The following is a 20,637-nucleotide window of genomic DNA, read 5'->3' on the forward strand; positions in this document are numbered from 1 at the left end:
TCAGTGAGTGCGGGTAACTTTGCTCAGGTGACGCGGCTGGTCCGGGTCCATGCCCCGGGCTTGCGCCAAACCTGCCGCCATCACGTAGAAACTCTGGATCGCCAGGATCGGGTCCAGGGTCGGGTGTTCGGCGCGGCTCAGGGTCAGGTCGCGTTCGGCGATATCGTCTGGCGCAGCCAGCAACACACGGGCGCCGCGTTGGCGCATATCGGCGGCCAGGCTCAACAGGCCAGCCTGCTCGGCGCCGCGTGGGGCGAACACCAGCAAGGGGTAATTCTTGTCGATCAAGGCCATCGGCCCGTGGCGCACTTCGGCGCTGCTGAAGGCTTCGGCCTGGATCGCCGAGGTTTCCTTGAGCTTGAGTGCAGCTTCCTGGGCGATGGCGAAACCGGCGCCGCGACCGATGACCATTAATTGCTGGCAGTCGCGCAGGGCGTCGATGGCAACCGTCCAATCTTGCTGGGCGGCGGCACGCAGGTCATCGGGCAGGGCGCGGCAGGCTTGCAGCAACTCGGTTTCCTGGTTCCAGTGGCCAATCAGCTGCGCGCTGGCGCTGAGGGTGGCGATGAAGCTTTTGGTCGCGGCCACGCTGTGTTCCGGCCCGGCGCACAGCGGAACATGGAATTCGCAGGCAGCTTCCAGCGGCGAGTCTTCGGCGTTGACCAGCGAAATGCTCAGGGCACCGCGTTTGCGTAGCAGACGCAGGCTGTTCACCAAGTCCGGACTTTGCCCCGACTGGGAGAAACCAAACGCCACCTGGCCGCTGACTTTCATTGGCGCCTGCAACAGGGTCACTACCGACATCGGCAACGACGCCACCGGAATGCCGACGTGCTGCATGGTCAGGTAGGCGAAATAGCTGGCGGCATGGTCCGAGCTGCCACGGGCGATGGTCATCGCCACCTGCGGCGGCTGACGGCGCAGGCGGCCGGCGATTTCCTCCAGCGCCGGGTCCAGGCGTTGCAGTTGGGCGGCCACGGCGTCGCAGGAGGCCAGGGCCTCTTCAAGCATTTTTGAAGTCAATGGTTTCTCCTTCGACCATTACGTCGGTGAGTGTCAGGGAGCGGTCCAGGCGCACGCAGTCGGCAAAGCTGCCGGGTTGCAGGCGACCGCGTTCTTCCAGGCCCAGGTAGTCCGCAGGAAATTGCGACAGGCGTTGTGAGGCTTCGCTGATGGGCAAGCCGATCTTCACCAGGTTGCGCAGCGCCTGGTCCATGGTCAGGGTGCTGCCGGCCAGGGTGCCGTCGGCCAGGCGCACGCCGCCCAGGCATTTGGTCACGGTGTGGCTGCCCAGCTTGTATTCACCGTCGGGCATGCCGGCGGCGGCGGTGGAATCGGTGACGCAATACAGGCATGGGATCGAGCGCAACGCCACGCGCATGGCGCCGGGGTGAACGTGGAGCAGATCCGGGATCAATTCGGCGTATTTGGCGTGGGCCAACGCGGCGCCGACGATGCCCGGCTCGCGGTGATGCAACGGGCTCATCGCGTTGTACAAATGGGTAAAGCTGGTGGCCCCGGCGGCGAGGGCGGCGACGCCTTCTTCGTAGCTGCCCAGGGTGTGGCCGATCTGCATGCGCACGCCGCGCTCGCTGAGGGCACGGATCAGGCCGTCATGCCCGGCGATTTCCGGCGCGATGGTGATCACCCGGATAGGCGCCAGGCGCAGGTAGGCTTCCACTTCGGCCATCAACGCGGTGTGGGCGAAGTTGGGTTGGGCGCCGAGTTTTCCGGGATTGATGTAGGGCCCTTCCAGGTGCACGCCGAGTACACGGGCGCTGCCGGCAGGACGTTGCTCGCAGAAGGTGCCGAGCTGGCCGAGCACGCTTGAGATTTCCTCCACCGGAGCGGTCATGGTGGTGGCCAGCAACGAGGTAGTACCAAAGCGCACATGGGTGCGGGTGATCGTCTCGAAGGCATCGCGGCCTTCCATGATGTCCGCGCCGCCACCGCCGTGCACATGCAGGTCGATAAAGCCCGGCAGCAGGTAGGGCAACTCGTTTTCAGCCGGGTCGCAGGGCGTGCCTTCGATGGCGACGACCTTGCCGTGCGCGTGCACCAGGCGGCCGCGAATCCAGCCGCTGGGCGTGAGGATGTTGTCTTCGGACATGGGCAGTTCTCTAAATTCGCAGTTCAGCGGAATAGTCGTGGCGACGCAGTTCTGCGACGAAGTCGTAGTAGTCGTTGCGGCAGTAGGTGTCGGTGATTTCGATCGGCGTGTTATCGGCGGTGTAGCCGACCCGGGTCATCAGCAGCATGGCGGTGCCGGGGGCGATGCCGACCAGCTTGGCGAACTCGTCCGAGGCGTTGATCGCCTGGATATGCTGCAGGGCGCGCACCACCGGTTTGCCGATGCCTTCCAGGTATTCGTACAGCGAGTGGCCGATGGCTTGTGGCTGTGGCAGCACGGAGGCGGGCATGGTGGTCATTTCAATTGCCATCACCGTGTCATCCGCCTTACGCAAGCGCTTGAGGCGAGCCACTTTGTCGGCGGGCGACAGGCCCAGGCGGATCATCTCTTCGTGGGTCGGCTGGGTCAGTTCACGCTCCAGCCATTGGGAGCTGGGCACGAAACCCTTAAGCCGCAGCATTTCGCTGAACCCCGACAGGCGCGACAGCGGCTGTTCCAAACGTGGCGAAATATAGGTGCCGGAACCTTGGTTGCGGCGGATCAGCCCTTGGGCAAACAACACTTCCAACGCCTTGCGTGCGGTGACGCGCGAAATGCTCAATTGCTCGCTAAGTACGCGTTCTGACGGCAGGGCCTGCTCGGACGTCCACTGGCCGGCATGGATCGCCGCTTCCAGTTTGCGCGCCAATTGCAGGTACAGCGGCGTGGATTGTTTGTCGTCGGGGCGCAGGGCCAGGATGGGATTCATCGTTAAGGTTTCCGATGCGGTTATTGGAGTGTTGTCGCCCGGTATGGGCCGGAAATTAATACCACTTAAATACCATGTCAATGCAGTCAAAATGGTGCAGGCATTGGTTGTAGGGCCCCGCAATGGGGCCTGGTATCAAGTGGTATTAGAGAGGTCTTTATCGCGTGCAGAAGTGCGCAGCCCGCGGGGGTGAACTGGTATTCACCGGCGGGCGCGGGGCAGGGCAGGAATTTTTTTCGAATTATTTTACGAACGGTACGAGATTACGGACGAATCTCGATGAGGGTGCCGTCTTTGACCAGGTTCCACACTTCGCGCATGTCCACGTTGCGCATGCCGATGCAGCCGTCGGTCCAGTCCAGGGTGTGGAACCACTGTTCCGGGTAGTCCTCGGTGTCGGGGGTGCCGTGGATCATGATCATGCTGCCGGGCTTGACCCCTTCGCGGCGGGCGCGGGCGGCGTCGCTGATATTCGGGTAAGAGATGTGCATGGCCAGGTTGAAGCGGTCGCTGGTCTTGCGCCAGTCGATCCAGTACAGGCCCTCTGGCGTACGGCGATCGCCTTCGATCAGCTTGTGGCCCTTGGGGTTCTTGCCCAGGGAGATGCGGTAGGTCTTGAACGGCTTGCCGTCGTTGATCAACTGCAACTGGTGGGCGGACTTGAGCACCAGCACCTTCTCGACCGTTTTACCGCCCAGGGTCTGCACCGTGGCGGCTGGAGCCAGTGTGGCGAACGATAGGCAGAGCAGAGCAAGCCACCAACGCATCAAAACGGGTATCCGCTGGGTCATGGCGCGGGCTTGCCCATGGGCGGCACGGCCTCGCTGCGCACCGGGAACGACTGTTGCCTGCGGTCAGCGAAAAAGTATTCCAGGGTGCGCCCGACCGTGCGGAAAGCCAGCTCGGACCACGGGATGTCAACTTCGTCGAACAGCTGCACTTCCAGGCTTTCGGGGCCGGCGGCGAAGTCCAGGTCGAGCAGGTCGGCGCGGTAGAAAATATGCACCTGGTTGATATGCGGTACGTCGATCAGCGTGTAAATGCTCAGGTTGTGCACGCGGGCGCAGGCTTCTTCCAGGGTTTCGCGCATGGCGGCCTGTTCCACGGTCTCGCCGTTTTCCATGAAGCCGGCGGGCAGGGTCCAGTAGCCCAGGCGCGGTTCGATGGCGCGACGGCACAGCAGCACTTTATCGCCCCACACGGGTACGGTGCCGGCGACGATGTTGGGGTTCTGGTAGTGGATGGTCGAGCAGTGATCACACACAAAGCGCAGGCGGCCGTCGCCTTCGGGGATGCGTTGGGTGACCGGTTTACCGCACTGGCTGCAGAAATTCATGCTGGGGTTCCTGGAAAGTGCGCCTATCTTGGCGTGACGGGCAGGGCGCTGCAAGTTGTCGTTTAGCGACACGGCGCGGGTTTTGGGGTTGGGCACCCGCACGCTTTGGTGCATGATGCAAGGTAGCCAACAGACCGAGATGACTCATGCTGGACGAGCTACTTCGCCGGGTAAGCAATCACACCCCCCACACGCTGGAAACCGACGGGCGTTTCCCCGAGGCCGCGGTGCTGGTGCCGATTACCCGCAGTGACGAACCTGAGCTGATCCTGACCCTGCGCGCGAGCGGCCTCTCGACCCATGGTGGCGAAGTGGCCTTCCCTGGCGGGCGCCGCGACCCCGAAGACCCGGACTTGATCTTTACCGCGCTGCGCGAGGCCGAAGAAGAAATCGGCCTGCCGCCCGGGCTGGTCGAAGTGATCGGCCCGCTGAGCCCGTTGATCTCCCTGCATGGCATTCGGGTTACGCCGTATGTCGGCGTCATCCCCGATTACGTCGAATATCTGGCCAACGATGCCGAAATCGCCGCTGTTTTCAGCGTGCCCTTGGACTTCTTCCGACAAGACCCACGGGAACATACCCACCGGATCGATTACCAGGGCCGCAGTTGGTACGTGCCCAGCTATCGGTTCGGTGAATACAAGATCTGGGGGCTGACGGCAATTATGATCGTCGAGTTGATCAATCTGCTCTATGACGACGCCAAGATCAGCCTGCACCAGCCACCCAAGAGCTTCATCAATACCTAAGCCATCACTTGAATGGCAATGCCGTGAGGAACAACCATGAAATACCGCCTGGGCGACGCTCGCGTCGAGACTCATCCGCAGAGCTGGGTGGCACCAAATGCCACGCTGGTGGGCAAGGTCAAGCTGGAGGAGGGCGCCAACGTCTGGTTCAACGCGGTGTTGCGTGGCGACAATGAACTGATCCTGATCGGCAAAAACAGCAACGTGCAGGACGGCAGCGTGATGCACACCGACATGGGCTACCCGCTGACCCTGGGCACCGGCGTGACCATTGGCCACAACGCCATGTTGCATGGCTGCACGGTGGATGATTACAGCCTGATCGGTATCAACGCGGTGATCCTCAACGGCGCCAAGATCGGCAAGCACTGCATCATTGGCGCCAACTCGCTGATTGGCGAAGGCAAGGAAATTCCTGATGGTTCGCTGGTGATGGGTTCGCCGGGCAAGGTGGTGCGGGAGTTGACCGACGCACAGAAACGCATGCTTGAAGCCAGCGCCGCGCACTATGTGCATAACTCGCAGCGTTATGCGCGTGACTTGGTTGAGCAGGAAGAATGAACCCGATTGAGCGCCCCGTTGCGTCGCCGTGCGTGAGCATTTGCGCATTGGATGACGATGATATTTGTACTGGCTGCCAGCGCACGGTGGATGAGATTACGCGTTGGAGCCGTATGGATAACGCCGAGCGCCGGGTGGTGTTGGGGTTGTGCCATGAGCGGGCGGTGGCGAGTGGGATGGTGTTTATGGTTTCCGGGAAATCCGGCGGCTGATAGACCGCCATCGCAGGCAAGCCAGCTCCCACATTTTGACCGGGTTCCAACAGGTTAAACGCGGTTGAATGTGGGAGCTGGCTTGCCTGCGATGAGGCTCGCCCAGACGACATATTTCCAAATGTGAAGTACCCTGTGCCCCTTGTTCACAGGTCCATCCCCCATGCTCTTCCTGATCGCCTACATCAGCAGCGTCGTGCTGATCAATTTCGCCTTCTCCACCGCCCCGCACCTGGACGTTATCTGGTCCGCCTGGGGTGGCCTGGTATTCATCCTGCGCGACATGGTGCAAACCCGCTTTGGTCACGGTGCAATCATCGCCATGCTGGCGGCACTGGTGTTGTCGTATGTCACGTCCGACCCGGCCATTGCCCTGGCCAGCGCCACGGCGTTTGCGGTGTCCGAGTGCATTGACTGGCTGGTGTTCAGCATCACTAAGCGCCCGCTGCACGACCGCCTGTGGATAAGTTCGGCGCTGAGTATTCCTCTCGATACCTTCATCTTCTTCGGCTTGATCGGCGCGCTCACCCCAGCGGTAGCGGGCACCGCGCTGGTGTCGAAATTCGCCGGGGTCACGGTGGTGTGGTTGATCATGGCCTGGCGCATCCGCAAGCGCGCCATCGCCAACTGAGGCCAATTGCTGCAGTTCATGTAAAATGCCGGCCTTTCTCCCAATGATCCGCTCCCCTGAGGACCTGAGATGACCCGAATCGGAACTCCATTGTCGCCAACCGCGACCCGCGTTTTGCTGTGTGGCTGCGGTGAGCTGGGCAAGGAAGTGGTAATCGAACTGCAACGCCTGGGCGTTGAAGTGATTGCCGTGGATCGCTACGCCAACGCGCCGGCCATGCAGGTGGCGCACCGTAGCCACGTGATCAACATGCTCGACGGTGCTGCCCTGCGTGCGGTGATCGAAGCCGAAAAACCGCACTTCATCGTGCCGGAAATCGAGGCCATCGCCACGGCCACCCTGGTGGAACTGGAAGCTGAAGGCTTCACCGTGATCCCGACTGCGCGTGCCACCTCGCTGACCATGAACCGTGAAGGCATCCGCCGCCTGGCCGCCGAAGAGCTGGACCTGCCGACCTCGCCGTACCACTTTGCCGATACCTTCGAAGACTACAGCAAGGCCGTGCAGGACCTGGGCTTCCCGTGCGTGGTCAAGCCGGTGATGAGTTCGTCGGGCAAGGGCCAGAGCCTGCTACGCAGCGTCGACGACGTGCAGAAAGCCTGGGACTACGCCCAGGAAGGCGGGCGTGCGGGTAAAGGTCGCGTGATCATCGAAGGCTTTATCGACTTCGACTACGAAATCACCCTGCTGACCGTGCGTCACGTCGGCGGTACCACCTTCTGCGCGCCAGTCGGTCACCGTCAGGAGAAGGGCGACTACCAGGAATCCTGGCAGCCGCAGGCCATGAGCCCGATTGCCCTGGCCGAGTCCGAGCGCGTTGCCAAAGCGGTGACCGAGGCCCTGGGAGGTCGTGGTCTGTTTGGCGTTGAGCTGTTCATCAAGGGTGATCAGGTGTGGTTCAGCGAAGTCTCGCCGCGCCCGCATGACACCGGGTTGGTGACCTTGATTTCCCAGGACCTGTCGCAGTTCGCCTTGCACGCTCGCGCCATTCTGGGCCTGCCGATCCCGTTGATCCGTCAGTTCGGGCCTTCGGCTTCGGCGGTGATTCTGGTGGAAGGCCAGTCGACCCAGACTGCGTTCGCCAACCTGGGCGCCGCGTTGAGTGAACCGGACACGGCGTTGCGTCTGTTTGGCAAGCCGGAAGTGAATGGCCAGCGCCGCATGGGTGTGGCGTTGGCGCGGGATGAGTCGATTGAAGCGGCCCGGGCGAAGGCTACTCGTGCTTCCAAAGCCGTTGTAGTCGAGCTGTAATCGAGGCGTGCCTTTCGCGAGCAAGCCCGCTCCCACATTCGACCGCGTTCCTATTGGATAAATGCGGTCAACTGTGGGAGCGGGCTTGCTTGCGAAGGCGGTCTGTCAGGCGACCTTGTTCAAATCGTTGTTACGCGTCTCTTTCAGGCACAGCACAGCAATCAAGCTGAGTAACGCTGCCGCCGACACATACCCACCGACATAACTCAGGCCACCCATCGCCACCAGCTTGGTCGCGAAGAATGGTGCTGCCGATGCGCCGACAATCCCACCCAGGTTATACGCTGCCGAAGCGCCGGTATAACGCACGCGGGTCGGGAACAGTTCCGGCAACAGCGCGCCCATCGGTGCGAAGGTCACGCCCATCAGGAACAGCTCCAGCGCCAGGAACAGCGCCACGGCCCAGGTCGAACCGTGGGTGAGCAATGGCTCCATGGTAAAGCCCGACAGAATCGCCAGGATCGCGCCGACGATCAGCACCGGCTTGCGCCCGTAGCGATCACTGGCCAAGGCCGCCAGCGGTGTCGCCAGCCCCATGAACAGCACCGCAAAGCACAGCAGGCCGAGGAAGGTTTCGCGGCTGTAGCCCAGGGTAGAAACACCGTAGCTCAAGGAAAACGCAGTGGTGATATAGAACAGGGCATAGCACACCACCATCGACGCGGCGCCGAGCAATACCGGTAGCCAGTGCTGGCTGAACAATTCCACCAACGGCACTTTGACCGGGGCTTCCTTGGCGACGGCGTTGGCGAATACCGGTGTCTCATGCAGCTTCAGCCGTGCGTACAGGCCAACCATCACCAACGCAGCGCTGAGGATGAATGGAATTCGCCAGCCCCAACTGCGGAATTGCTCGTCGCTCAGGCTCATGGCCAGGATCAGGAACAAACCGTTGGCCGCCAGGAAGCCGATCGACGGGCCGAGCTGCGGGAACATGCCAAACCAGGCGCGTTTGCCTTTGGGCGCATTCTCGGTCGCCAGCAGTGCCGCGCCGCCCCATTCGCCGCCAAGGCCCAGGCCCTGGCCGAAACGCAGCACACACAACAGGATCGGTGCCCAGGCCCCGATGCTGTCATAGCCGGGCAGCAAGCCAATCAGCGTGGTGCACACGCCCATCAGCAACAGCGAGGCCACCAGCGTCGATTTGCGCCCGATGCGGTCACCGAAGTGGCCGAACAGCGCCGAGCCCAGTGGGCGGGCGATGAAAGCGATACCGAAGGTCAGGAACGACGCCAGCATCTGCGCGGTGCCGGAGGTCTGCGGGAAGAACACCGGGCCGATCACCAGCGCAGCGGCCGTGGCGTAGATATAGAAGTCGTAGAACTCAATGGCGGTGCCGACGATGCTCGCCGTGGCGACCCGTGCCGTCGAGTTGGTCGGGGCGGCGGTCGCGGCCTCGTTGTAGGTGGTGCTCATGGTGGTGTCCCTGATGGTCATTGCGCGTTTGGACGCGGATTATTATTGGTCGAACACCCATGGATCAGGGGTGTGCGCGGGCAGGCTCGGGATGGGAGCGAACACCGGTCGGACACGATAAGGCGGTGCCTGGACACGCTGGGTGCGGGTAGCACGCGGTCGGGCGCGGCTCTGGTAAGCCGCACCGATTATAGGAAGGGGTTTGAACATACAACAAGGGGGCTGACACGCCGCAAATCAAAATGTGGGAGCGGGCTTGCTCGCGAAAGCAGTGGGTCAGTCAGCTCATCTTCAGCTGGTCTACCGCATTCGCGAGCAAGCCCGCTCCCACAGGGAGAATGTGTTTCGCCAGCAGCTTATACGGCGACCGGCATCCGGCTGGTGTGCCAGATCAGCACCTTGCTCACGCGGTTGTCCTCGGTCTCGAGGATTTCCAGGCGGTAGCGCCCGATTTTCAGGCACACCGCGCAATCGGGAATGGTCTCCAGCGCTTCGGTGACCAGGCCGTTGAGGGTCTTGGGGCCATCGCTGGGCAAGTGCCAGTTCAGGCTCTTGTTGAGTTCGCGGATCGATGCAGCGCCATCGATGATGTAGCGGCCGTCCGGCTGAGGCTCGATATGCGGGTTGTCGGCACTCTGTTCGCTTTCGAATTCACCGACGATTTCTTCGAGAATATCTTCCAGCGTCACAATGCCGAGCACTTCGCCATACTCGTCCACCACCATGCCCAGGCGCCGCTGTTGCTTGTGGAAGTTCAGCAGTTGCAGTTGCAGAGGCGTGCTTTCCGGGACGAAGTAGGGTTCGTGGCAGGCGGCGAGCAACGCTTCCTTGGTCAGGCTGGCGTCGGGCAGCAGGTGCTGGATCTGCCGGGTGTTGAGCACGGCCTGCACTTGGTTGATATCACTGTGGAACACCGGCAGGCGCGTACGCTGGGAGGTGCGCAGTTGCTCGATGATGTCCTCGACCGAGTCATCCAGGTTGATGCCGTCCACTTCGCTGCGTGGCACCAGGATGTCATTGACGGTGATGTTGTCCAGTGCGTGGATGCCGGGCATGCCTGGGGTGCGGTCTTCGTCTGTCTCGGGTTCCGGCTCGTCGTCGTGGCCGGGCAGCGGCTCGTCGCTCTTTTTCACTACGCCGGCCTTGCGCACAAAGGGGCGCAACAGCAACAGGCTGATGCCATTGAGCAGCCAGGCCAGCGGGTAGAGGATTTTCAGCGGTACGCCCAGCAGCGTATTGCCAAAGCCCAGCACGCCCTGTGGATAACGTACGGCGAGGGCGCGGGGCAGGTAGTCGGCCAGAACCAGCAGGATCGCGCAGGAGATCATCCAACCCAGCCAGGGCCCGTTCTGCGCCCAGGCATAGATGGCCAGCAGCGTGCAGAGGATCACCACGGCGGCGCGACACAGGCTGTTGCACAGGATCAGGCTGTTACGCGGAAAGCTCAGGCGGGTGGCGGCCTTGTCGCCCTGGCGTGTGCCGGGGCGCAGGGCCAGCAGGTGTTGTTGCGCGGCTTCGATGGCGGTGAACAGTGCGGCCCATAGGACCAGCAGGGCGATTACCGCGAGCATCGGCTCCAGTGGCAGGTTGTCCATGATCGCTGCCCGTCAGATATGCAGGATGTATTCGCGGACCAGCTTGCTGCCGAAATAGGCCAGCATCAGCAGGCAGAAACCGGCCAGGGTCCAGCGGATCGCCTTGTGCCCGCGCCAGCCGAGGCGGTTGCGGCCCCACAGCAACACGCTGAACACCACCCAGGCCAGGCACGCTAGCAGGGTTTTGTGCACCAGGTGCTGGGCGAACAGGTTTTCGACGAACAGCCAGCCGGAGATCAGCGACAGCGACAGCAGCGTCCAGCCGGCCCACAGGAAGCCGAACAGCAGGCTTTCCATGGTTTGCAGCGGCGGGAAGTTCTTGATCAGCCCGGACGGATGCTTGTGCTTTAGCTGGTGGTCCTGCAGCAGCAGGAGCAGGGCCTGGAACACCGCGATGGTGAACATGCCGTAAGCGAGGATCGACAGCAGGATGTGCGCGAGGATGCCCGGCTCTTCATCAATCACCTGCACCGTGCCGGTGGGGGCGAATTGCGCCAGTAGCACCGTCAGCACGCCCAGCGGGAACAACAGTACCAGCAGGTTCTCGACGGGAATCCGGTAGCAGGCCATCAGGGTCAGTGCGATAACGGCGGCAGCAATCAGGCTGGCAGCGCTGAAAAAATCCAGGCCCAGGCCGACGGGCGTCATCAAATGGGTAAACAGGCTGGCAGCATGGGCCAGCAGGGCGAGGACGCCAAGGCCGACGAGCAGGCGTTTGTCCGCCTTGGCGCCTTGGGCCAGACGAGTGCCCTGGTAGAGAGTCGCAGCGGCATACAAAATGGCGGCGGCGAGGCTGGGTAGCAAACTGGGTGACAAAGGGAGCATAAATCCTGTTAGGCAAGCCCGAAAGGCGCTGAGTTTGGCATACCCCCGCGTAACACGAAAGACTCTCAAGCCAGACAGCGGGTGTGCATGGCGGCAGTCTTCGCTATAATCCGCGACCTGCCCACGCCGCAGGCTCACCGAGCGCTGTTTTTAATAGCGATTTACCACAGCCTGGGCCGCCATTACCTCGGTCTATGAATAGGGCCTGAAAGGATCGCGCATGTTTGAAAATCTGACTGACCGTCTCTCGCAGACGCTGCGCCATGTCACCGGCAAGGCCAAGCTGACCGAGGACAATATTAAAGACACCCTGCGTGAAGTGCGCATGGCGTTGCTGGAAGCCGACGTGGCCTTGCCGGTGGTGAAGGACTTCGTCAACTCGGTCAAAGAGCGCGCGGTGGGCACCGAAGTGTCCCGCAGCCTCACGCCGGGCCAGGCCTTTGTGAAGATCGTCCAGGCCGAGCTCGAAAGCCTGATGGGCGCGGCCAACGAAGACCTGAACCTCAGCGCCGTGCCACCGGCCGTCGTGCTGATGGCCGGTCTGCAAGGTGCGGGTAAGACCACCACCGCCGGCAAGCTGGCGCGCTTCCTTAAAGAGCGCAAGAAGAAGTCCGTGATGGTGGTGTCGGCCGACGTGTACCGTCCGGCGGCCATCAAGCAGTTGGAAATGCTCGCTGGCGAAGTAGGCGTGACCTTCTTCCCGTCCGACCTGAGCCAGAAGCCGGTCGACATTGCCAACGCCGCTATTAAAGAAGCCAAGCTGAAGTTCATCGACGTGGTCATCGTCGATACCGCCGGTCGCCTGCACATCGACGAAGAGATGATGGGCGAGATCAAGGCGCTGCATGCCGCGATCAACCCGGTCGAGACGCTGTTCGTGGTCGACGCCATGACCGGCCAGGATGCGGCCAACACCGCCAAGGCCTTTGGTGACGCACTGCCGCTGACCGGTGTGATCCTGACCAAGGTCGACGGCGACGCCCGTGGCGGTGCCGCGCTGTCGGTGCGTGCCATTACCGGCAAGCCGATCAAGTTCATCGGTATGGGCGAGAAGAGCGAAGCGCTCGAGCCGTTCCACCCTGAGCGTATCGCCTCGCGCATCCTCGGCATGGGTGACGTGCTCAGCCTGATCGAGCAGGCCGAAGCCACGCTCGACAAGGACAAGGCCGACAAGCTGGCCAAGAAGCTGAAGAAGGGCAAGGGCTTCGACCTCGAAGACTTCCGCGACCAGCTGCAACAAATGAAGAACATGGGCGGACTCGGCGGCCTGATGGACAAGCTGCCGAACATCGGCGGTGTGAACCTGGCGCAAATGGGCAATGCCCAGGGCGCGGCAGAGAAGCAGTTCAAGCAGATGGAAGCCATCATCAATTCCATGACCCCGGCCGAGCGCCGCGACCCTGAGCTGATCAGCGGTTCGCGCAAGCGTCGGATCGCCATGGGTTCCGGCACCCAGGTGCAGGACATCGGTCGCTTGATCAAGCAGCACAAGCAGATGCAGAAGATGATGAAGAAATTCTCTGCCAAGGGCGGAATGGCCAAGATGATGCGCGGCATGGGCGGTATGTTGCCCGGCGGCGGCATGCCGAAAATGTAAAGTATTCGAGCGGGAGCCCAGCTCCTGCTCCGACCCACAGGGATGTGGTATCTCCAGCAAACCCGCGATTGGCGGGCGCTGACTCGCCGTTTTAACCGACGGCTCTATAGCAGATCTGGATGGCACGCTGATAGGCGCCAGAAAAAGACATTTGCAAAAGTCCGGATATTCCTTAGAATATGCGGCCTTTCGGGCACCTATGCCCGCTGTGCATTTAGATTTGCAGCACCGACTACAGGAACGATGTTCACATGCTAACAATCCGTCTTGCCCTTGGCGGCTCCAAAAAGCGCCCGTTTTACCACTTGACCGTAACCGACAGCCGCAACCCGCGCGACGGTTCGCACAAGGAACAGGTTGGTTTCTTCAACCCTGTTGCTCGTGGTCAAGAAGTTCGTCTGTCCGTGAACCAAGAGCGCGTAGCCTACTGGCTGAGCGTGGGTGCACAGCCATCCGAGCGCGTAGCAAAACTGTTGAAGGACTCGGCTAAGGCCGCAGCCTGAGCAATATGAACGCGACGCCAGCTGTTGCTGATGATTTGATCGTTATCGGCAAGATTTACTCTGTTCATGGCGTTCGCGGCGAAGTGAAGGTGTATTCCTTTACTGATCCGACTGAAAACCTGTTGCAGTACAAAACCTGGACGCTCAAGCGCGAGGGTAGTGTGAAACAGGTCGAGCTGGTCAGTGGACGCGGGAGCGATAAGTTCCTGGTCGCAAAGCTCAAGGGTCTTGATGATCGTGAAGAAGCTCGTCTTCTGGCCGGTTATGAGATCTGCGTGCCGCGCAACCTGTTCCCTGAATTGACCGACGGCGAGTACTACTGGTACCAGCTGGAAGGTCTGAAGGTTATTGATCAACTCGGGCAACTGTTCGGGAAAATCGATCATCTTCTGGAAACCGGCGCCAATGATGTAATGGTGGTCAAGCCTTGCGCTGGCAGCCTGGATGATCGCGAACGCCTGTTGCCCTATACCGAGCAATGCGTGTTAGCCGTCGACCTGGCAGCGGGCGAGATGAAGGTGGAATGGGACGCGGACTTCTAAGCGTGGCTAATTTGCGCATTGAAGTGATCAGTTTGTTTCCCGAGATGTTTTCCGCCATCAGCGAGTACGGCATCACCAGTCGGGCGGTGAAACAGGGGCTGTTGCAGCTCACCTGTTGGAACCCGCGAGACTACACGACGGATCGACATCACACTGTGGACGATCGCCCATTTGGCGGTGGTCCGGGCATGGTGATGAAGATCAAGCCCCTGGAAGACGCGTTGGTTCAGGCCAAGGCTGCCGCCGGGGAGAAGGCGAAGGTAATTTACCTGTCCCCTCAAGGCCGTCAGCTGAAACAAGCGGCGGTACGCGAACTGGCGAATGAGGAAGCACTGATCCTGATTGCCGGTCGCTATGAAGGCATTGACGAGCGTTTTATTGAAGCTCATGTCGATGAAGAGTGGTCGATTGGGGACTATGTCCTGTCTGGCGGCGAGCTGCCGGCGATGGTCCTGATAGATGCGGTTACACGACTGCTGCCTGGAGCTTTAGGGCATGTGGACTCCGCGGAGGAAGATTCCTTCACGGATGGTTTGCTGGATTGCCCGCACTACACCCGACCGGAGGTGTATGCGGATCAGCGTGTTCCCGACGTATTGCTAAGTGGCAATCACGCACACATCCGGCGTTGGCGTTTACAGCAGTCCCTTGGTCGGACCTATGAACGACGCGCCGATCTTCTGGAAAGCCGCTCGCTTTCTGGAGAAGAGAAGAAGCTGCTCGAGGAATACATCCTCGCGCGGGACGATAGTTAACAACGTATCGATGGTAGGTCCATTGACTTACCTTAGGAGCACAGCATGACTAACAAAATCATCCTTGCACTCGAAGCAGAGCAGATGACCAAAGAGATCCCTACCTTTGCCCCGGGCGACACCATTGTCGTTCAGGTGAAAGTGAAGGAAGGCGACCGTTCGCGTCTGCAAGCGTTCGAAGGCGTGGTAATCGCCAAGCGTAACCGTGGTGTGAACAGTGCTTTCACTGTTCGTAAAATCTCCAACGGTGTTGGCGTAGAGCGTACGTTCCAGACCTACAGCCCGCAAATCGACAGCATGGCCGTCAAGCGTCGCGGTGACGTACGTAAAGCCAAGCTGTACTACCTGCGTGACCTGTCCGGTAAAGCAGCTCGCATCAAGGAAAAACTGGCTTAAGTCCAGCTTCCCGATGCAGAAAAAAGCAGCCTACGGGCTGCTTTTTTGTGCCTGAAATTTGTCTATTTGCCGGTATTTGTCCATGACCACCCGCCTCGAAGAAATCCAGCGCCGCACTGACCTGTCCGTCACCCACGTGACCAAGGCCGTGTTCCCGCCGACCACCAACCACCACAACACCCTGTTCGGCGGCACCGCCCTGGCGTGGATGGATGAAGTGTCGTTCATTACCGCCACGCGCTTTTGCCGCTTGCCGCTGGTGACGGTGTCTACCGACCGTATCGACTTCAACCACGCGATCCCGGCGGGCTCCATCGTCGAGTTGATCGGCCGTGTGATCAAAGTTGGTAACACCAGCCTCAAGGTCGAGGTGGAAGTGTTCGTCGAGAGCATGAGCGCCGATGGCCGCGAAAAAGCAATCCAGGGCGTGTTCAGCTTTGTCGCCATTGATGCGGACAAACGCCCAGTGCCGGTGTTACCTGGCTTTGCCGACTGAGCTGGGACCGAGTTGCGGCCTTCGCAGGCAAGCCAGCTCCCACATTTGATCGGTGTCGTGCACATCTCAGCGCCCGACACAAAAACCCTGTGGGAGCTGGCTTGCCTGCGATAGGATCTAACAGACATTACAGAAATCCGCCTGAGCCCCCATGCCCGCCATCGACCACCCCCTGATAGACCGTTTCCTTGACGCCCTCTGGCTGGAAAAAGGCCTGTCGGACAACACTCGCCAGGCCTACCGCAGCGACTTGGCCCTATTCAATGGCTGGCTGCAGGAGAAAAAACTCGAACTGATAAATGCGGGTCGTGAGCTGATCCTCGACCATCTGGCCTGGCGCCTGGAGCAGAACTACAAACCGCGCTCCACGGCGCGATTCCTCTCGGGCGTGCGTGGCTTTTATCGCTATCTGCTGCGGGAAAAACTGATTGCTCTCGATCCAACCCTGCAAATCGACATGCCGCAACTTGGCAGGCCATTGCCCAAGTCCCTGTCGGAGGCCGACGTGGAGGCCTTGCTCGCCGCGCCGGATTTGAGTGAGGCCATCGGCCAACGTGATCGCGCCATGCTGGAGGTCCTGTATGCCTGTGGCCTGCGAGTGACGGAGCTGATCAGCCTGACCCTGGAGCAAGTCAACCTGCGTCAGGGCGTGCTGCGGGTGATGGGCAAGGGCAGCAAGGAGCGGCTGGTACCGATGGGCGAGGAGGCGATTGTGTGGGTCGAGCGCTATATGCGAGACGCCCGCAGCGAGCTGCTCGGCGGGCGCCCCAGCGATGTGCTGTTCCCTAGCCTGCGTGGCGAGCAGATGACCCGGCAGACCTTCTGGCACCGCATCAAGCACCAGGCCAAGGTCGCCGGGATTGGCAAGGCCCTGTCGCCCCACACGTTGCGCCATGCGTTCGCCACGCATTTGCTTAACCACGGGGCGGATTTGCGTGTGGTGCAAATGCTGCTTGGGCACAGCGACTTATCCACTACCCAGATCTATACCCACGTGGCGCGTGCACGCTTGCAGGATATGCACGCCAAGCATCACCCGCGAGGCTGAAAAACATGCTGTAGAAGGCCAATTTATCCCGCCACGGGCTGCCCTGCGGCCCAACTGTGGTAGGCTTTGCCGGTTAGCAAAGGGGACGGCCCAGCGCTGTGTTTTCCAAGCAGTATTCCTTCCCGTCCCTGCATCTGCCTTCAGGAGTTCCCATGCGCTTGACCCAGATTATTGCCGCCGCAGCCATTGCGTTGGTTTCCACCTTTGCGTTTGCCGATGACGCTGCCGAGCAGACCATCCGCAAGAGCCTGGCCAACCTGCAACTCGACACCCCGATCGAAAGCATCAGCGCCAGCCCGATGGCCGGCCTGTATGAAGTCAAGCTCAAGGGCAGCCGCGTGCTGTACGCCAGTGCCGACGGCCAGTACATCGTCCAGGGCTACCTGTTCCAGTTGAAGGACGGCAAGCCGGTCAACCTGACCGAGAAAGCCGAACGCCTGGGCGTATCCAAGCTGATCAATGGCATCCCGGTGGCCGAGACTGTGGTTTACCCGGCCATTGGCGAGACCAAGACCCACATCACCGTGTTCACCGACACCACCTGCCCGTATTGCCACAAGCTGCACGCCGAAGTGCCTGCGCTGAACAAGCTGGGTGTGGAAGTGCGCTACGTTGCGTTCCCGCGCCAGGGCCTGGGTTCGCCGGGTGACGAGCAGTTGCAAGCGGTGTGGTGCTCGGCCGACAAGAAAGCAGCCATGGACAAGATGGTCGACGGCAAGGAAATCAAGGCCGCCAAATGCGCCAACCCGGTTTCCAAGCAGTTCGCCCTGGGCCAGTCCATTGGCGTGAACGGTACACCGGCCATCGTTTTGGCTGACGGCCAAGTGATTCCGGGCTACCAGCCAGCGCCACAAGTTGCCAAACTGGCGCTGAGTGCCAAATAAACCAGCATCGTCGAACCTTTGACGATCATGGCCCGTGGATAAGTCGACGGGCCATCAATTGAAAGCCGCAGTTGTGCGGCTGTTTTCCACGGCCGACCTCGCGTCGGCCGTTTCATGGGGAGTTCTTCAGTGAAACCGGTCAAAGTAGGCATCTGTGGGTTAGGGACCGTCGGTGGCGGCACCTTTAACGTACTTCAGCGTAACGCTGAGGAAATTTCCCGCCGTGCAGGTCGCGGGATTGAAGTGGCGCAAATTGCCACGCGTTCGCCAAAACCTCAGTTCGAAACGACCGGTATTGCGATTACCAACGATGTGTTCGCCGTTGCCACCAACCCTGAAATCGATATCGTCATCGAACTGGTCGGCGGCTACACCGTGGCCCGCGAGCTGGTGCTCAAAGCCATCGAGAACGGCAAGCACGTGGTCACTGCCAACAAGGCACTGATCGCCGTGCACGGCAACGAGATCTTCGCCAAGGCGCGCGAGAAGGGCGTGATTGTCGCGTTCGAAGCTGCGGTAGCCGGTGGCATTCCAGTGATCAAGGCGATCCGCGAAGGCCTGTCCGCCAACCGCATCAACTGGGTAGCTGGCATCATCAACGGCACCGGCAACTTCATCCTCACCGAAATGCGCGAGAAGGGCCGCACCTTCGAAGACGTGCTGGCCGAAGCCCAGGCCCTGGGTTACGCCGAAGCCGACCCGACTTTCGACGTGGAAGGTATCGACGCCGCTCACAAGCTGACCATCCTGGCGTCCATCGCCTTTGGTATCCCGCTGCAGTTCGACAAGGCCTACACCGAAGGCATCACCAAGCTGACCACCGCCGACGTGAACTACGCCGAAGCCCTGGGCTACCGCATCAAGCACCTGGGCGTGGCGCGCAGCACGCCGGCCGGTATCGAGTTGCGTGTACACCCGACGCTGATCCCGGCCGACCGCCTGATCGCCAACGTCAATGGCGTGATGAATGCCGTGATGGTCAACGGTGATGCGGCGGGTTCGACCCTGTTCTACGGCGCCGGCGCCGGCATGGAGCCCACCGCTTCGTCGGTGATCGCCGACCTGGTGGACGTGGTCCGCGCCATGACCAGCGACCCGGAAAACCGCGTACCGCACCTGGCCTTCCAGCCGGATTCGTTGTCAGCCCATCCGATCCTGCCGATCGAGGCCTGCGAAAGCGCCTACTACCTGCGCATCCAGGCCCAGGATCACCCGGGCGTATTGGCCCAGGTCGCCAGCATCCTGTCGGAGCGCGGTATCAATATCGAGTCGATCATGCAGAAGGAGGTCGAGGAGCAAAACGGCCAGGTGCCGATGATCCTGCTGACCCATCGCGTGCTCGAACAGCACATCAATGATGCCATCCAGGCGCTGGAAGCTCTCCAAGGTGTGGTTGGGCCGGTAGTCCGGATTCGCGTCGAACATTTGAATTAATTCAGCTGCAAGCAGCCAAGCTGCAAGCTGCAAGTAAAAGCAGAACCGCTTCGACTTGCAGCTTGAAGCTTGAAGCTTGAAGCCCAAACCGAAGGTTTGCCCCTATGCGTTATATCAGCACCCGCGGCCAGGCACCGGCCCTGAATTTCGAAGACGTCCTGCTGGCAGGCCTTGCCACTGACGGTGGCCTGTACGTGCCGGAAAACCTGCCACGTTTCACCCAGGAAGAAATCGCTTCGTGGGCCGGCCTGCCGTACCACGAGCTGGCGTTCCGGGTGATGCGCCCGTTCGTCACCGGCAGCATTCCGGATGCGGACTTCAAAAAGATTCTGGAAGAGACCTACGGCGTGTTTTCCCACAACGCCATTGCACCTCTGCGCCAGTTGAACGGCAACGAATGGGTCCTGGAGCTGTTCCACGGCCCGACCCTCGCGTTCAAGGACTTCGCCCTGCAACTGCTGGGTCGCCTGCTGGATTATGTGCTGGAGAAACGCGGCGAGCGCGTGGTGATCATCGGCGCCACCTCCGGTGATACCGGCTCGGCGGCCATCGAAGGCTGCAAGCACTGCGAAAACGTCGACATCTTCATCCTGCACCCGCACAAGCGCGTGTCGGAAGTGCAACGCCGGCAGATGACCACCATTTTCGGCGAGAACATCCACAACATCGCCATCGAAGGCAACTTCGATGACTGCCAGGAAATGGTCAAGAACAGCTTCGCCGACCAGAGCTTCCTGAAGGGCACACGCCTGGTGGCGGTGAACTCGATCAACTGGGCGCGGATCATGGCCCAGATCGTCTACTACTTCCACGCCTCGCTGCAGCTGGGCGGCCCGGCGCGTTCGGTGTCGTTCTCGGTGCCGACCGGCAACTTTGGCGATATCTTCGCCGGTTACCTGGCGCGCAACATGGGCCTGCCGATCAACCAATTGATCGTCGCCACCAACCGCAACGACATCCTGCACCGCTTCATGAGCGGCAACCAGTACGTCAAGGAAACCCTGCACGCGACCCTGTCGCCGTCGATGGACATCATGGTCTCGTCGAACTTCGAGCGCCTGCTGTTCGACATGCACGGTCGTAACGGTGCAGCGATTGCCGGCTTGATGGACACCTTCAAGAGTGGCGGCGGTTTCAGCGTGGAAGAAGAGCGCTGGACCGAAACCCGCAAGCTGTTCGACTCCCTGGCCGTGGACGACGCGCAGACCTGCGAAACCATCGCTGAAGTCTATGCCCAGACCGGCGAGCTGCTCGACCCGCACACCGCCATCGGTGTGAAGGCTGCCCGTGAATGCCGTCGTAGCCTGGACATCCCGATGGTGATCCTCGGTACCGCGCACCCGGTTAAATTCCCCGAAGCGGTGGAGAAGGCCGGCGTTGGCAAGGCGCTGGAATTGCCGGTGCACCTGGCAGACCTGTTTGAGCGTGAAGAGCGTTGCACCGTATTGGCCAATGACCTGAAGGCTGTGCAGGCGTTTGTGAGCCAGCATGGCAACCGGGGTAAGCCGCTGTAAGGCACACCGCGTA

The 20,637-nt window shown here is 61.0% G+C and carries 23 protein-coding genes; 15 read left to right on the forward strand and 8 right to left on the reverse strand.

Annotation, left to right across the window (positions count from 1 at the left end):
* The 5 genes from CWC48_RS16175 to CWC48_RS16195 form a co-directional block, all read right to left on the reverse strand.
* A complete protein-coding gene (locus tag CWC48_RS16175) occupies window positions 1-1,011 on the reverse strand; it encodes an SIS domain-containing protein (RefSeq protein WP_100492195.1) in 1,011 nt (336 codons plus the stop codon).
* Window positions 1,004-2,110: an N-acetylglucosamine-6-phosphate deacetylase gene (gene nagA / locus CWC48_RS16180; protein ID WP_100492196.1), complete on the reverse strand. Its 1,107-nt coding sequence runs from the start codon at window positions 2,108-2,110 to the stop codon at window positions 1,004-1,006. The genes CWC48_RS16175 and nagA overlap by 8 nt, the downstream gene beginning before the upstream one ends.
* Before the next feature lie 10 nt (window positions 2,111-2,120).
* On the reverse strand, window positions 2,121-2,879 hold the full coding sequence (locus tag CWC48_RS16185; RefSeq protein ID WP_016977704.1) for a GntR family transcriptional regulator: 759 nt from the start codon (window positions 2,877-2,879) through the stop codon (window positions 2,121-2,123).
* A 263-nt stretch (window positions 2,880-3,142) separates the two neighbouring features.
* Window positions 3,143-3,646, reverse strand: a complete 504-nt coding sequence (locus tag CWC48_RS16190; protein WP_078050079.1) for a murein L,D-transpeptidase family protein — start codon at window positions 3,644-3,646, stop codon at window positions 3,143-3,145.
* A 20-nt stretch (window positions 3,647-3,666) separates the two neighbouring features.
* Complete coding sequence (locus CWC48_RS16195; protein ID WP_078050078.1) at window positions 3,667-4,215, reverse strand: NUDIX hydrolase; 549 nt, start codon at window positions 4,213-4,215, stop codon at window positions 3,667-3,669.
* A gap of 146 nt (window positions 4,216-4,361) precedes the next feature.
* On the opposite strand from CWC48_RS16195, the gene CWC48_RS16200 reads away from it, so the two are divergent.
* The 5 genes from CWC48_RS16200 (at window position 4,362) to purT (ending at window position 7,619) form a co-directional block, all read left to right on the forward strand.
* Entirely contained in the window at window positions 4,362-4,964 is a 603-nt protein-coding gene (locus CWC48_RS16200; RefSeq protein ID WP_071489281.1) for a CoA pyrophosphatase, read from the forward strand.
* Window positions 4,965-5,000: 36 nt separating this feature from the next.
* A complete protein-coding gene (locus tag CWC48_RS16205) occupies window positions 5,001-5,525 on the forward strand; it encodes a gamma carbonic anhydrase family protein (protein ID WP_010207972.1) in 525 nt (174 codons plus the stop codon).
* Complete coding sequence (locus CWC48_RS16210; protein WP_078050077.1) at window positions 5,522-5,737, forward strand: DUF1289 domain-containing protein; 216 nt, start codon at window positions 5,522-5,524, stop codon at window positions 5,735-5,737. The genes CWC48_RS16205 and CWC48_RS16210 overlap by 4 nt, the downstream gene beginning before the upstream one ends.
* 163 nt (window positions 5,738-5,900) lie before the next feature.
* Entirely contained in the window at window positions 5,901-6,368 is a 468-nt protein-coding gene (locus tag CWC48_RS16215) for a VUT family protein (protein WP_100492197.1), read from the forward strand.
* A gap of 69 nt (window positions 6,369-6,437) precedes the next feature.
* Complete coding sequence (purT, locus tag CWC48_RS16220; RefSeq protein ID WP_078050076.1) at window positions 6,438-7,619, forward strand: formate-dependent phosphoribosylglycinamide formyltransferase; 1,182 nt, start codon at window positions 6,438-6,440, stop codon at window positions 7,617-7,619.
* A 105-nt stretch (window positions 7,620-7,724) separates the two neighbouring features.
* Here purT and CWC48_RS16225 read toward each other — a convergent pair whose 3' ends face one another.
* The 3 genes from CWC48_RS16225 to CWC48_RS16235 form a co-directional block, all read right to left on the reverse strand.
* Window positions 7,725-9,035, reverse strand: a complete 1,311-nt coding sequence (locus CWC48_RS16225) for an MFS transporter (RefSeq protein ID WP_078050075.1) — start codon at window positions 9,033-9,035, stop codon at window positions 7,725-7,727.
* 356 nt (window positions 9,036-9,391) lie between these two features.
* Entirely contained in the window at window positions 9,392-10,630 is a 1,239-nt protein-coding gene (locus CWC48_RS16230; protein ID WP_078050074.1) for a transporter associated domain-containing protein, read from the reverse strand.
* 12 nt (window positions 10,631-10,642) lie between these two features.
* A complete protein-coding gene (locus tag CWC48_RS16235; protein WP_078050073.1) occupies window positions 10,643-11,455 on the reverse strand; it encodes an inner membrane protein YpjD in 813 nt (270 codons plus the stop codon).
* 220 nt (window positions 11,456-11,675) lie between these two features.
* Here CWC48_RS16235 and ffh point away from each other — a divergent pair, with 220 nt between their 5' ends.
* From ffh to thrC, 10 genes are all read left to right on the forward strand, one after another.
* Window positions 11,676-13,052 carry a signal recognition particle protein gene (ffh, locus tag CWC48_RS16240; RefSeq protein WP_003193965.1) on the forward strand — a complete coding sequence of 459 codons (1,377 nt, stop codon included), beginning with the start codon at window positions 11,676-11,678 and terminating at the stop codon, window positions 13,050-13,052.
* A 251-nt stretch (window positions 13,053-13,303) separates the two neighbouring features.
* Window positions 13,304-13,555, forward strand: a complete 252-nt coding sequence (gene rpsP / locus CWC48_RS16245; RefSeq protein WP_003175899.1) for a 30S ribosomal protein S16 — start codon at window positions 13,304-13,306, stop codon at window positions 13,553-13,555.
* Between the two features lie 5 nt (window positions 13,556-13,560).
* Window positions 13,561-14,097: a ribosome maturation factor RimM gene (gene rimM / locus CWC48_RS16250; RefSeq protein WP_053135622.1), complete on the forward strand. Its 537-nt coding sequence runs from the start codon at window positions 13,561-13,563 to the stop codon at window positions 14,095-14,097.
* On the forward strand, window positions 14,079-14,852 hold the full coding sequence (gene trmD, locus CWC48_RS16255; protein ID WP_174554031.1) for a tRNA (guanosine(37)-N1)-methyltransferase TrmD: 774 nt from the start codon (window positions 14,079-14,081) through the stop codon (window positions 14,850-14,852). Before rimM ends, trmD begins: the two co-directional genes overlap by 19 nt.
* A gap of 45 nt (window positions 14,853-14,897) precedes the next feature.
* Window positions 14,898-15,248 carry a 50S ribosomal protein L19 gene (gene rplS, locus CWC48_RS16260; protein WP_003175895.1) on the forward strand — a complete coding sequence of 117 codons (351 nt, stop codon included), beginning with the start codon at window positions 14,898-14,900 and terminating at the stop codon, window positions 15,246-15,248.
* An 82-nt stretch (window positions 15,249-15,330) separates the two neighbouring features.
* A complete protein-coding gene (locus tag CWC48_RS16265) occupies window positions 15,331-15,744 on the forward strand; it encodes an acyl-CoA thioesterase (RefSeq protein ID WP_016977715.1) in 414 nt (137 codons plus the stop codon).
* A gap of 151 nt (window positions 15,745-15,895) precedes the next feature.
* Window positions 15,896-16,792: a site-specific tyrosine recombinase XerD gene (xerD, locus tag CWC48_RS16270; protein WP_078050072.1), complete on the forward strand. Its 897-nt coding sequence runs from the start codon at window positions 15,896-15,898 to the stop codon at window positions 16,790-16,792.
* A 152-nt stretch (window positions 16,793-16,944) separates the two neighbouring features.
* The gene (locus CWC48_RS16275; RefSeq protein ID WP_010207987.1) at window positions 16,945-17,676 is read left to right on the forward strand and encodes a thioredoxin fold domain-containing protein; all 732 of its coding nucleotides are present in this window, start codon (window positions 16,945-16,947) and stop codon (window positions 17,674-17,676) included.
* Between the two features lie 129 nt (window positions 17,677-17,805).
* The gene (locus CWC48_RS16280) at window positions 17,806-19,110 is read left to right on the forward strand and encodes a homoserine dehydrogenase (RefSeq protein WP_033898582.1); all 1,305 of its coding nucleotides are present in this window, start codon (window positions 17,806-17,808) and stop codon (window positions 19,108-19,110) included.
* Between the two features lie 104 nt (window positions 19,111-19,214).
* Complete coding sequence (gene thrC / locus CWC48_RS16285) at window positions 19,215-20,624, forward strand: threonine synthase (RefSeq protein WP_028617811.1); 1,410 nt, start codon at window positions 19,215-19,217, stop codon at window positions 20,622-20,624.
* The last annotated feature ends 13 nt before the right edge of the window (window positions 20,625-20,637 follow it).

It is taken from the genome of Pseudomonas sp. S10E 269 (assembly GCF_002798465.1).
Taxonomy (GTDB): Bacteria; Pseudomonadota; Gammaproteobacteria; order Pseudomonadales; family Pseudomonadaceae; genus Aquipseudomonas; species Aquipseudomonas pergaminensis.